We start from the raw sequence: 13,014 nt of genomic DNA on the forward strand, positions 1-13,014 counted from the left end.
GATTACACCTTAAACGTCACACGAATATCGATTGAATTGTTTGCTTTTACTGCCCACTCTTGAGCTAGAGTGTGTTCGCGATAGTTCACCCTTTCTACCTCACCAAACTGGGCAAACTGAGTGATATCCAAAATCTGCTCCTGGTCAGTGGCATTGAACAGACGCACTATCACCGCGTTATCTTTAATAAACGAGTGACCTATGCTGGATAGCATTAGCGGCTGATGTACCTCAAAAAGGCTGAATTGCTTCTGGCTAGGGCGCGTTTCAAAACGCACTTGGAAGCGCTCTAAACGATTTTCAAAGCTATTTAGGGACTGCTTCTGATAGCTAAACGGCGCGTCTAGGTAGTCCATCTCTAGGCGACGTATAGTTTGGTGATCGACTTTATCGGTAAGTGCGATAGAGAACTCAAAGCTCATTGATTTTTGTAGCTGAGCATCCGGGGTATAAACCACAGTGTTGTTGATACCTGAGGCACGACCTGGTCGCCAAGTTAGGTTGTCCTTACCCAATCGTCCGGTCGATTTGAATAGAGTCAGCGCAATAGCGTCAGAGCGCTCCCCTTTGATCACTTGAAACTCTTTGATGCCACGACCATTCACGATTAAGCCCTTGCCGTGCTCAGCGATAGCTACCGCGCCGTCTGTGGTCTCGATATCGATTGGGCACTCGCGGAATTTCTCACGCCACCCCTCAAGGTTTGGAGCAACCTCACGCTGCATAAGCGCAAACGGCTGTGTGCTGATTGAGGTGTCGGTTTGAATATCTGAGCTAACCAATACTCGCACTCGGTGGTCGTCTACCTGATTTATGGTATTGACCTCAACCTTAAGCTGCTCATCACCTTGGTTCAGGGTCAGCTGGATATCTAGCACAATCTCAGCATCCATAATGCCTTGCTGGCGTGATTCCAGATTCTTTGGCACAGCAAGAGAGGCTTGCAGGGCCATGCTTTGCTCCATTTCACCTGTTTGAGTTGAGAGCCAATTCAGTTCACGAGTAGTTAGCGGCGTGTCGCCTTCTAGCGGAGAGAAATCGTAAGAATCACCATCGTCCGCCTGCTCTTCAAACGTCAGCAGTTGTGGTAGTGAGCGACCAGTGAGTTTGTCCTCCAAGGCCAAATTGCCCTTCTCAAACACAAGCTTGAATCGTTCGTTCTCAATGTATTGGTTATTGCTCGCCGAAACGGTGCTAGCACTGTCAGACGCAAGGACTTGGAAGACCTGATAGCCCATAGCCGGAAGTGCTTCCACTTCCACAAGGAGCTCAAAGCGATAGTACGGAGGAACAGGCACCTCTTTTTCACCGTCTTTGGTGACTTCGATGACCATACCGCCATCTAATGTCTCTCTATTGAGAACCTCACAGGTCAGCTCTTTCTCACCATCAAACAGCGAAATAGCTTCAGACTTGGAGAATGCAATCACCTTAGCTTTGCCACTGTATGGCTTAAGCTGACCGTTAAAGATCATCACCTCAGACTCATCACAGGCGCTGGTAGCAATCTCTTTGATGACTAGGTTGTAAAGGCCGTGGCAGATCTCTTCAGCTTGCTTAAGGCGATGCATGATGTCGGCATTGGTCGCATCACTGTTACAGCCACCAATACTGTCATGGGCGTGACATTCGATGATCTTCTTCCATGCGATATCAACCAGCTCAGTATGCACTGTAATACCTTGAGCCTTAGCAATAGCGATCACTAGCTCTAGCTTCTTCAACAGGAACTGCTCAATCTCAAAGTTAAGCTTTTTGATGTCGTAGCGAACCGAGCCTATGGTCTTGTGGATACGGGTATATCTTGGAGCTTTAAACTCACCCGTATAGGTTTCGAAGCCTTCGCTTTGCTCTCGAAGATAGCCAACAAAGCTCTCCATGGAGGAGATGCTGTAGATATCATTAGCTGGTGAGCGCTCGCTCGCCACAGCTAGGGTATTTGGCAGTTCAGGGTCGATATTGACTTGGTCGCCACCCGACGGGATAAGCACCTCATCAAGGCCTGACAACTCTTTGATCTTCTCAATCATAGGGAAGATCTTCTTATCTAAGTGCTCATCTGCAGGGATAATGTTCTTCGCTGCGCCATAACCATGAACTAGGTTGTAGGCATAGATGTCATCACCACCTGGAGAGTGCCACATGAAGTGTGACTTCTCTACCTGCTGGTCATAATCAATACCACGCCAGAAGATGATGTTGTCGATGCCCGCGCCTTGGAACAGGGTCGGCATCTGCGCATTGTGACCAAAGGTATCTGGCAGATAGCCCACTTGCATTGAGTGCCCTAGCTGCTCAGCAATGTGCATACCGTACTTTAGGTTACGGATAATCGACTCACCCGCTACATTGTAGGTATCGGTCTGGGTGTACCAAGGGCCGATGAAGAGTCTTTTGTCAGCCACCAGGTTACCCATACGCTCACGCATGTGAGGCAGTACTTTTAGGTAGTCTTCCACAATGGCCGACTGTCCATCTAGGTGATAACAGGTGTAGCTCTCTTGATTCTCAAGTGTCTCGATCACCTTAGTGAAATTGTAGGTTGCCAGCACATCACTGTCTTGCTGAGTGAAGTACCACTCACGATCCCAGTGAGTGTGCGGAATGACATGAACTTTAGCCATGGGGGAATTCTCTAGTATCTCTTGAAAGTTCAGCCCCCACTCGGAGGGCTGATGGAATTAGGTGTTTGAAGGTTGAGGTTTAGTGCAAAGCAGGAGCGCTATTGCGATAAACATGGAGCCTGCAAATACTGAAATGGTGTAGCTCACAGGATCTGAGGATAGGAACCATCCCCATACAGCTGGTAGTGGTAGGCTTTGCCAAACATCCAACACAACCGCCAGTTGAGTACCGATAATGGAGCCTAAGATCATGATTGGAATCATCTTAGGGTTCTTCAAAATAAATGGAATCGCACCCTCAGAGATACCGATCATGCCGAGCATCAATGATGTCTTACCTATGGTTTGCTCTTCAGCGCTGAATACAGGCTTGCGGAATCGACCATCCAATAGAGCGGCCAAGCCAACACCGATAGGTGGGATTACGATACCTAGCTCACGAGCAATCAGGTCAAAGCCCTCGCCCATGCCGTTCAGACCCAATGCTACCGAGCCTGCGGCTTTGTTGATTGGGCCACCTAAGTCAAAGGCCGTACCGGCAGCAATCACCATAGAATAAACGCCGCGTCCTGCATCCCCTGCTTGGGTAAACAGGTCAATCATGGCCAGGTTTACCGCGCCAAAGAACGGGTTGATGGCGTACTCCATGGTCAATACCATCACCACACCAGTAACAGCAGGCACCAGCAGCATGGTCTTAAGGGTCGTGAGCTCGGTCTTCACCTTGATTACGTCATTCAGGTAACGAACCAGATAACCCACTAGGAAACCAATGGCGATAGCACCAAAGAAGCCTGATGGCGCCCAGCCCTCTAAATCAAAGAAGCGCTTGTAGGGCTCATCGGTCATCAAGCCACCGATAAAGGCGGGAATAAGCGCGGGTTTACCGGCGATAGAATAGGCAAGATAGCCAGCAAATATTGGATACATGAACTTGATAGTCATGAAGCCAAGCTTATCTAGAGTTTCGATAGGCGTACCCGAGATATCGATAAACTCACCGGTGATCTTGGCTACCGCCATAAGCAAACCACCCAAAACCACAACCGGCAGCATGTAGCTGATACCCGTCATGATATGACCAATCGCCACCTGATACGCAGAGCGCTTCTCATCTGGCGACTCAACCTGAGCGGTCGTTTTTTCTTTGCCACGCAAAAAAGCGGTAGGCAATAAGTCGTCCACACGCTTGATCAGCTCTTGGGTACGAACCTTAAGAGGATTGACGTTATCGAAGCGCTCCATATCCATGATAGGCACGTCTACAGCCAGCACCACACCGTCCGCGCTGGCGATGTCTTGGGCCGTCAGTTTGTTCTTAACGCCGTCACTGCCTTGGGTTTCAACCTTAACCTCATAGCCTTGCTTTTCAGCCCAGGCTTGGATTTTCTTGGCAGCCATAAAGGTATGTGCAATGCCTGTAGGGCAGGCGGTCACTGCAACAATTTTTTTGCTCATGGTGATTTACCGTTATCGTTATTTATGGACGCAGTATATGGAGCAGCACCGAGCGCAGATACTGTTTCATGGTACAAGATCCGTATGACGATACTTTTGTGACATCAATCAATGTATTTCGATACTTATTCCCGCTTAATATTATTCATATAGTTTCCGTCTCCTCTTAAAGTATGATCACTTATAAAGGCATTGAGCGAACCATTTACGAATTTCTGATAAGTCACGCCAGTGAACTACCAGAAATCTCGGCCAAAACCATTGCCAATAAAGCACTCACCACCACGACTTCGGTGAACCGCGTGTGCAAGCGCATGGGCTATGCCAGCTACACTGAGCTTAGGTATCGCTTGGCTGCGGATCTCGAGAAAAAATCTGGCACAGAGGGAATCAAGGAAGAGACAAAGAATGAGATCACCCAGATCTCTGAGCTATTAAAACGTTCACCTGTGGTTTATCTCTACTCACGTGGCGCATCCATTACCAGCGCAAGCTATATGTCGCGTTTTTTATCGCTGGCGAACATTCCTCATCTTGTGATTACCGATATCCACCAACTTACCCGCGCTGAGCTAGGCACATTGCTACTGGTAAGTAAATCAGGTGAAACCCAAGCGGTTATCGAGATGGCAAACAACGCCAAACGCAAAGGGTTAAAGGTGATCAGCATCAGCAAGAGTCAATCCAGCCTGTCACAGTCCACACACCTCAATGTAGGGTTAGAAGAGCAAGTGGATGGCATTTCTCTTTATAGTCGTGAATCGCAGCTGCACATTCTCAGCATCGTGGATGCCATCGGCAAAGAGCTATTGACGTTTTAAGCCTATTTAGGAGGGCGCATGTCACCTTGGGTCAAAGCCGTTATTGCACAGCTAACACCATTGCAAGATAGCGAGAATGCTAAGGCTATGAAGGCCTACATGAGAGGCAGGTTTGCTTTTCTTGGCATTCAATCTTCCCCAAGGCGCGAAGCGCTTAAGCCACTCTTTACCGCCAAAGCACAGCCAGAGATGTCGGCTATCACAGGTATCGTGGATGAGCTCTGGTCACTGCCTGAAAGAGAATATCAACTGGTGGCTATAGACCTGCTCATCAAGCGCAAGAAACACCTCTCAGCTGATATTCTGCCAAAGCTCGAAACGTGGATTACCACTAAATCTTGGTGGGATACGGTGGATATGCTCGCCACTAATGTTGTGGCTACTGTCTACCTTAACCACCCTCAGCAGGCGTCGTCATATATCCAAAAATGGCGCAACTCTGACGATATCTGGCTACGCCGAACCGCCATTTTATACCAGCTTAAGTTCAAGCAAGTGACAGACGTTGAGCTTCTGTTTGAGCTCATCAAAGAGAACCAAACGGATAACGAATTCTTCATTCAAAAGTCCATTGGATGGGCGCTTCGCGAATACTCCAAAACCGATGCAAATTGTGTAATCGAATTTATTAAGTCTCAGCAGATTGAGGGGCTTGCTAGACGAGAAGGACTAAAGTGGCTTAAGAGTCGCGGCATTGTCGACTAGGCTCTCCCTTTTGCTTCGAAACAAATTGTTACCTCTAACTGTGTAAGAAAGCTGAATCTGCTTAGGTCTAGAGAGAAGAGTTTCGAATCACTTATAAGGAATAGTATGAACAGCTCGCTCAACCAAAAACTCTCCATTGGCCTTCTTACCCTTCGCGTCACCATCGCCTTAGTATTTGTTATGTGGGGACTGGATAAGATCCTCGTACCTGAACACGCGGTTAAGGTGTTTGCTGGCTTCTACGGGCTGAATATCTCTATCGGTATGTCTATCTTTATGGGCATTGCCCAGATGGCCTTCTTGGCTCTGTTTGTTTTTGGTCTATGGAAACACGTTACCTATCTGGCCATCTTAGTGCTGCATGCTGGCTCTACCCTATCCTCGTTCGGTAAGTATCTCGACCCGTTCAATAACCTATTGTTCTTCACCGCTTGGCCAATGCTCGCCGCCTGTTTCGTGCTTTATCTACTACAAGACTACGACACACTGGTGCTCGGCAAATCACGCAAGCCTGCAATGGTTTAAAAAGTAAGGACCTAGCCCCTAACTCCAACTAGGGGCTATTGACCTTGCAACATATTGAAAGTTAATGTTTTTAGTAAAGACTTTAACGAGACCAAAATGACGTTCGAGCCTATAACTCAAGATGAATGGCCGCAGATATTTGCGATATACAAGCAGGCTTTGTTTGAGCATGTAAAGGCGGTTTTTGGATGGGATGAGGCATTTCAAAAGCAGAGGCTAGCGCAAGAATACGACCAAAAATGGTTTCATTGGCTCTATCACAGCAGGGATAAAGTTGGCCTCGTTTGTTTTAAGCCAACCGCACACTCTTTGCATCTGCATTTGCTTATCTTGTTGCCGGACTATCAAGAACAAGGGTTAGGCAAGGGCGTGATGCAATTGATTGAAAGATTGGCTTTAGAGTCACAAAAGACAAGCGTGACTCTATCTAGTTTTACTCGCAATCAATCAGCCATTCGCTTCTATCAAAAGCTCAATTATCAAATAACTGAGCAAGACTCAGACTTTATCTCGATGCAGAAACTCATCTCGGATTAGTTTGGACGCTATACCAATCAAGGCGCCTTTATCTGTATGTTTACAGCGCATGATATCGCAGAACTCAAGATATTCGGGTTCAATCTGATTGAGGTTTTCGATCTGCTCTTCAAGATAACCCGCTTCTTTGGTGATAGGGCCGCCAATAAGCACTCGCTCTGGGCCAAGCACGGCTATGATGCTGCCTATCATGGCTGAGATCTGTCGATTATTTTTGCGGATCACCGACTGAATAGCCAAGTCATTCAGATTGTAAAACTCTTCAATCAGACTGTAGCGATCATCTGAGATTCGGTTTACCTTGGTGAGCAAACCGCGGCATCCCGCTTCGGCGCCAACAAAGGGGGATACCTCATAATCTTGCAACAGCGTTGCGCCAAACTCACCAGCGTTACCCTTCTTACCGCTAAAGAGCTGACCATTAATAATGACCCCACCACCAATAGAGGTGCCGATCACTACCACAGCCACATTGGATAGGCCTTTGGCATTGCCCGCGTGAAGTTCTGCCAGTGCAAAGGAGTTTACATCGTTCTCAACCGCCACCTTTAGACCATTACCCAAGGCATTAAAATCAATCTCACCTAAGTCTGGTACGCTGCGACTGATAGAGACTGCTCTTTGAGTTTGTTGGTCATAGCCAGCGGCGATACTAAAGCCGATACCATAAACATCTGGAAACTGGCTGATGATCTCTTTGAGGAGCGCCTCGGTTTTGCCTGCCCTTTGAGCAGGCGTCTTTACCGAAAAGTTTTTCTCTAACTCAAGGCATTCATTGACGATGCCGTATTTGATATTGGTACCACCAATATCGATGGCTAAAACTCGTTTCATTACAACACTCAGTGCCAATTCGCTTCTTCTTCACGGCCCTCAAACTCGACCGCTCTTCCCTCACCAATGAGCTGGGCTATCTTGGTAGGCCTACCCTCTTCATCCAGTTGAACTAAACCTATACCTGAGTGATTGAGCAAGCGCCGTCCTGAGGGTGCACCCATAGGCTTTCTTGGGGTAATGCGCATCAAGCGTCTTTTTGTGAACCAGTTCAGTGGTGAGCGCGGAGAATAGAGCCAACGATTGAGTTTATCCATAATGCCGAGCAGCGGCTCTGGGAAGCTGTTTCTCAAACCACTGCTACAGATCTGCCAGATTTCTGGACTGTTATGGCGCCCTCTTAGCTCCACGTCATATACAAACGAATAATGCACATCGCCACTGAGCACCACGAAATTCTGTGGTGTCTTCCTGTGACGAAATACATTCAAGATGCCTTGCGCGGTACCCGGATGCGCCATCCAATATTCAGCGTCCACCGCAAGGGGATGGCCACACGCGGTAACGATACGCTGAATGACCTCGATCAGCTTGACCCCAAAGATGGGGGCTGCTGAAACCAAAAGCACAGAAGAATGTCCACTCAAGCGATTCTGAAGCTCAGTTAGCGCCTCCCAATCCAATAAGCCAGAAGGCTGTGTGGCTGAACTTTCACTTCGCCAGCGACGCGTGCGGGTATCCAGCACTATAAGCGGCGGTGAGGTTTGCCATTCGAAGTCCCACGCTTCGAGTTTAATGAGCTTATCCAATAGCGCATCGAACGATGGCTCTGTTGGCGCATTCAATGCCTGTTGCACCTTTTCAAACATACTTGGTAAGAAGGTGTTTGGGCTATTCCCCCAAGCCTGATTAATAAGGTAAGCCAGCATGCCGTTACCTACCATCCGCTTGGATAACGGATGACTATATACCGTCTCTTCCCAGCCTCGATGAAGGTTGAAATCATCGGTGATATCGTGATCGTCTAAGATCATGGCAACCGGCAGATGCGCCATCACCCGCTGAACATTTGTCAGGCCAGCGATAAAGTCTTCCATCGCCAACTGCTCTTGTTGATACAAAGCCAGCTTCGCTTGAGCTATTGTAGGCGGCATAGCAGTGTCAGTTAGCTGCCAAGGCGTTTTCGACCACGACAGCAGATAGCACGCCATATACTCACCCAGACTGATGAGATGATTGTCGGCATTGGTGCTGGTAAAAATCGGCTTCTTGGCCCCGCCAAACAGTGTCTTCACCAGATTACGATTGTCTTCAGTGCACGGCAGGAGTTGGTCACGCTGATAATAGCTATCTGGATGCTGGTAAAGTTCGCCACTGCTCATGGTGACATCTGAATCTGGGTCGGTTCCCCACCGCTCTTCCGGAAACTGAAGAATGTTCGCCACTTGATGTATTGCGCTTAGCATAGGCCCTGCCACATCATCGGCATAGATCTGATCGCCCGACATCACCAACATCGAAGGCCACTCGTTCTCTACTTCAGAATGCTCCTTTGCGATAAGGCCTTGCAGATACTTATCCGCCTCAACCACGCCGTCAGTGCCTTGATAATGAGGCTTACGACATGAACCGTGCAGTAGCGAGCGCACACGCTGTGGAATTCGAAATTGAAGAGAATCTTGCTCTGGATAGAGCAATTCTGGCACAAGCTCAGTGATATCTTGCCAGGTATCACCTGATTTAAGTTCGAGACGATACTCTATGACGCTATCTGTAGGTAGCTCTGACTCTAGCTCAATATCCAATAATTGATACTTTAGCGCCGGCGAGAAATCTAAACTGATCAAGCCTTGGCTATTTGGCTTTAGATGATAGCTCTGTCTAGCTCCCCCATTCGGTGCTAGCTCGAGCTTTATCTCGACATCCTGACTGGTGGCCAACCAGATAGCCAGCTCAGTGCAAGAAACACGGCGCAGTATTGGACCTGCAATAAGAAGCGGGATGTTGGGCTTGTGTTCAATCGTCAATTGAGGTGTTGTCCTTGGCTCAATGGGACTTAAAGTGTAACCAGATATAGATTACTGAAAGCCAAGGTTATGTAAACAATTGCAGAGAGCTTTTCTGAGCAAATCTCGAGCACTCATGAACAAAACCGACTCTATACTTAAGGTTCAAGGAAGATAACTGGGCTTAGGTGTATGGATATACCTTTTGCAGGGATTCGCGGCGGATTGGCGCGCCTGTTATTTCTGCTTTTGTTTACCACTTTTTTGGCGATGGGCTTTCGCTATTTCGAGTCCGCTACGCTTTTTGAGCAAGGACTCGCTTTAAGCTCTAGTCTGTTGTGGCTCATCTTTGCCTTTATCTATCCTGAGGCTAGCAAACGCCTTTGTATCAGCTTGTTGCTCAGTACTCTAAGCCTGTATTCCTATAAAGAACTACTCACAAGTGCCCCGGAGTATGGTTCCTTAATCGTTATCAGCAACACCTGGCTACTGCTGTTCTTAATGAGTCACTCTCGATATCAGGTAGTTCGACTTATCAGTCAACTGTTTGCCATCACCCTTACCTTGTTGGCCACTACCATGTTACTCACTGCCCTCTACTACGGCAGTATGGACAAAGAGCTAGTGTTTGCCCTGTTGCAGACCAACACTCAAGAGGCATGGGAATATGTCGGCTTTCTTGCCGACAGCGAGGCTACAGGCATAATTGTATTGTGCTTGTCACTGCTTGGGTTATGGCTCTTTTCACCGCGAACAACGCATATATCGGCATCTCTATTTGCCCTGCTTTTAATTGCTATGTCTGCAATTGCGACCACTCTACCCGCCAGTTTTACGGGCATTAACGACTCCCTCGCTCATGCAAAACAATACCATTTCGAGCTAGCAAAGCTACACGAGGTCATTAACAAGCGCGACTCATCAAACTACCAATACAGCGCGACGGCAACCAGCGATGCTAGTCTTCATCTTCTGGTGATCGGTGAATCACTGTCTCGTTTCCATATGTCTAGCTATGGTTATCGCCGTAATACCACACCTTGGATAACCGAATCGAAGCCGATCCAGATTGAGCATGCCTACTCAAGCCATACCCACACCATGGAGGTGTTAACCTTAGCGTTAACTCAGAGTAATCAATATAACCAGTTGGATTACTTCCAAAGCGCATCCCTTATCGATGTGCTCAATCAGGCCGGATTTCAAACCGCATGGATCAGCAATCAGATCTCCGCAGGAGAGTGGGACAATCACACCTCAGCACTCGCCTATGAAAGCGACTACGTGCGCTTCATTAATACCAACGTTGGCAAATCTGACTTCACCCGAAAGCCAGATATGGCTTTGGTATCAGAGCTCGAAAGCTACCTATCTACACAAGACCTCAATCAAAACCACTTTATCGTCTTGCACATGATGGGAAGTCATATCGCCTACTGTGACCGCATCAAGGGAGTGCCTAACTCCCTGTCCCCAGCATCAAACTATCTCTATAGCAGCAAACAAAACGACTGCTACGACGAGACCGTAGCCTATGCCGACAAGGTGCTAGAGAAAGCATTTAATCTGGTATCCAAAACCCCGCACTTTAGCTCGATGACTTTCTTCTCAGACCATGGCGAAGAGGTGTTTGAAAAACTGGGTCACGATGCACGTCGATTTAAGGAAACCATGGCAGAAATCCCATTTTTGGTGTGGACAGCGAGCGAACATGCTGAGCTTAAATCAAACCAAGACCGTGTATTCACTAACGACCTATTATTTGAATATGTGCTCGGCCTCACGCAGGTTGAAAGCAGCCTAAGAGAAGATGCCTTCGATTTAGGCTCTGCCGATTACGAGCTTGATGAGCATAGTGCCAAGACCATGCACGCTACTGTTGCTATTCAAAGTCTACCTTTGTATCAGGCACAAACCGCACTTGCAGACAAAAACCTGATGGCACACAGAGTAAACACTGTAGGCGCAATGGATGATGCCAAACATCAAGGCTTTAAACAGATAGAAGTTGACCTGATTTTCGATGAAAAGAGCGGCAAGTTAATGCTAGGTCATGGTCAGAAAACACTGTCTGGGCAGAGCTTAGAAGAGTATCTAGCCTTTGAAAACGGTCAGTTCGAAGCACTGTGGTTCGATGTAAAAAATCTCGACCAGAACAACTTAGAGGATGTAGTCGAACAGCTAGAAACCTTGGACAGTCGCTATCAAATAAAACCAAGAACTCTAGTCGAAACTTCCTCGACTTCCCTTCAAATAGCCAAGCTTAGCAGCCTAGGTTGGAAGATGAGCTATTACCTACCAACGCAGTTATCTCAGCAGTTGCAGCAAGCAAATGAAGCAGAGATAACTGACTATGCTAAGGGCCTCTTTTTACAACTCAAAGGTCAAAAGATGCGATCGCTGAGTTTCGATATCTCGCTACTTTCCTTCGTAGAGGAGAGCCTCAAGAAGGCTGTAGTAGAGCCTCTCGAACTAGAGATGAACACTTGGACATCATTTAAAGCGAGTGACCTAGATCTCGAGGCCAAACTTGTTCGAGCTGGGGCGAACAAAGACTTCAAGCACGTGATTGTCATTCACAACACTCGATTCAGACTCTAACCAAAGGCATCACCTTTTTCCTTCAAGAAATCGATAAGAGCGCGCACTCTAAGAGGCATCAATGCCTTTTCCTGATAGACAGCGTAGATAGGGATCTTAAGGTCATGAACCTCGGGTAGGATTCGCACTAACTCACCACGCTCTAGCTCATCGTTCACCATAAAGCTTGGCATGATGGCAAAGCCCACGTGATTTAGCACAAAGCTTTTTACCGAAGCCGAGGTGCGAAGCTGAACCTTGGGACTGTGAGCCAGCCGAGTCACTTTTCCTTCAGAGTTGGTAAAGGTTAGCTGTTTATCTCCATGAACAATGTGATGGCTCACCCAATCCAAGTCCAGCAATTCCTCTGCGCTTGCTGGGGTTCCATTTTGCTCGAGATACTTGGGCGTTGCGCAGAGCATGTCGCTAAAATATCCCAGCTTCACCGCGTATAGGCTTGAATCCTCCAAAGCTGACGATGCGCGTAATGCCACGTCACAACGAGACTCAATAAGATTGCTGTAGCCATCACTCTCGATGATATCGAGCTTTATATCCGGGTAGAGATTCAGAAACTCACTCAGCAGCCCTCCAAGAGCGGCGATAGGTGTGGCCACACGAATAGTGCCACTGGGCATTTGATTGACATCCTGCGTCTCGGCATTTGCTTCACTCGCAAGCTCATCAATCAGCTTGCACTTCTCATAGTAGCGAGCCCCTGCATCGGTCAAAGACAGAGAGCGAGTAGTTCTGTTAAGTAAGCGAGTATTCAAGTTTTGCTCGAGTTTGGTGACTATCTGCGAGACCCGCGCTTTGCCAATATCGAGGTCGTCTGCCGCCTGAGTAAAGGACTGTTTTTCCGCTACCTTGGCAAACACCATCATGTCGTCGAGAGAGATCATAGGAGCTTTGTTTAGTTATACTTAACAATTAGTTTATTAAATTGCTAATTATCTATCAAATTGAAAGCTATATAGTTACTCC

General features: G+C 47.6%; 10 protein-coding genes. 5 read left to right on the top strand and 5 right to left on the bottom strand.

Annotated features, from left to right (window positions below; translation table 11 throughout):
- Positions 1-2: 2 nt before the first annotated feature.
- Both Pcarn_RS14175 and Pcarn_RS14180 read right to left on the bottom strand, forming a co-directional pair.
- A complete protein-coding gene (locus Pcarn_RS14175; protein ID WP_261836571.1) occupies positions 3-2,624 on the bottom strand; it encodes a glycoside hydrolase family 38 N-terminal domain-containing protein in 2,622 nt (873 codons plus the stop codon).
- A 57-nt stretch (positions 2,625-2,681) separates the two neighbouring features.
- Entirely contained in the window at positions 2,682-4,082 is a 1,401-nt protein-coding gene (locus Pcarn_RS14180) for a PTS fructose transporter subunit IIC (protein WP_261836572.1), read from the bottom strand.
- A gap of 173 nt (positions 4,083-4,255) precedes the next feature.
- Here Pcarn_RS14180 and Pcarn_RS14185 point away from each other — a divergent pair, with 173 nt between their 5' ends.
- The 4 genes from Pcarn_RS14185 (at position 4,256) to Pcarn_RS14200 (ending at position 6,670) form a co-directional block, all read left to right on the top strand.
- Entirely contained in the window at positions 4,256-4,903 is a 648-nt protein-coding gene (locus Pcarn_RS14185; protein WP_261836573.1) for a MurR/RpiR family transcriptional regulator, read from the top strand.
- An 18-nt stretch (positions 4,904-4,921) separates the two neighbouring features.
- Entirely contained in the window at positions 4,922-5,608 is a 687-nt protein-coding gene (locus Pcarn_RS14190; protein ID WP_261836574.1) for a DNA alkylation repair protein, read from the top strand.
- Positions 5,609-5,713: 105 nt separating this feature from the next.
- On the top strand, positions 5,714-6,133 hold the full coding sequence (locus Pcarn_RS14195; protein WP_261836575.1) for a hypothetical protein: 420 nt from the start codon (positions 5,714-5,716) through the stop codon (positions 6,131-6,133).
- Positions 6,134-6,229: 96 nt separating this feature from the next.
- Positions 6,230-6,670, top strand: a complete 441-nt coding sequence (locus tag Pcarn_RS14200; RefSeq protein WP_261836576.1) for a GNAT family N-acetyltransferase — start codon at positions 6,230-6,232, stop codon at positions 6,668-6,670.
- Here the strand turns inward: Pcarn_RS14200 and Pcarn_RS14205 are convergent.
- Both Pcarn_RS14205 and Pcarn_RS14210 read right to left on the bottom strand, forming a co-directional pair.
- Positions 6,632-7,504 (bottom strand): ROK family protein, encoded by an 873-nt coding sequence (locus Pcarn_RS14205; RefSeq protein ID WP_261836577.1) that lies wholly within the window; start codon positions 7,502-7,504, stop codon positions 6,632-6,634. The two genes, Pcarn_RS14200 and Pcarn_RS14205, sit on opposite strands and share 39 nt — an antisense overlap.
- 8 nt (positions 7,505-7,512) lie before the next feature.
- Positions 7,513-9,471 (bottom strand): metallophosphoesterase family protein, encoded by a 1,959-nt coding sequence (locus Pcarn_RS14210; RefSeq protein WP_261836578.1) that lies wholly within the window; start codon positions 9,469-9,471, stop codon positions 7,513-7,515.
- A gap of 171 nt (positions 9,472-9,642) precedes the next feature.
- Between Pcarn_RS14210 and Pcarn_RS14215 the strand changes: the two genes are divergently transcribed.
- Positions 9,643-12,051: a phosphoethanolamine transferase gene (locus Pcarn_RS14215; protein ID WP_261836579.1), complete on the top strand. Its 2,409-nt coding sequence runs from the start codon at positions 9,643-9,645 to the stop codon at positions 12,049-12,051.
- On the opposite strand, the gene Pcarn_RS14220 is transcribed toward Pcarn_RS14215, so the two are convergent.
- The gene (locus tag Pcarn_RS14220) at positions 12,048-12,932 is read right to left on the bottom strand and encodes a LysR family transcriptional regulator (protein WP_261836580.1); all 885 of its coding nucleotides are present in this window, start codon (positions 12,930-12,932) and stop codon (positions 12,048-12,050) included. The genes Pcarn_RS14215 and Pcarn_RS14220 overlap by 4 nt on opposite strands.
- Between the last annotated feature and the right edge of the window lie 82 nt (positions 12,933-13,014).

The sequence above is a fragment of the Vibrio ishigakensis genome, from assembly GCF_024347675.1.
In the GTDB taxonomy this organism is placed as follows: domain Bacteria; phylum Pseudomonadota; class Gammaproteobacteria; order Enterobacterales; family Vibrionaceae; genus Vibrio; species Vibrio ishigakensis.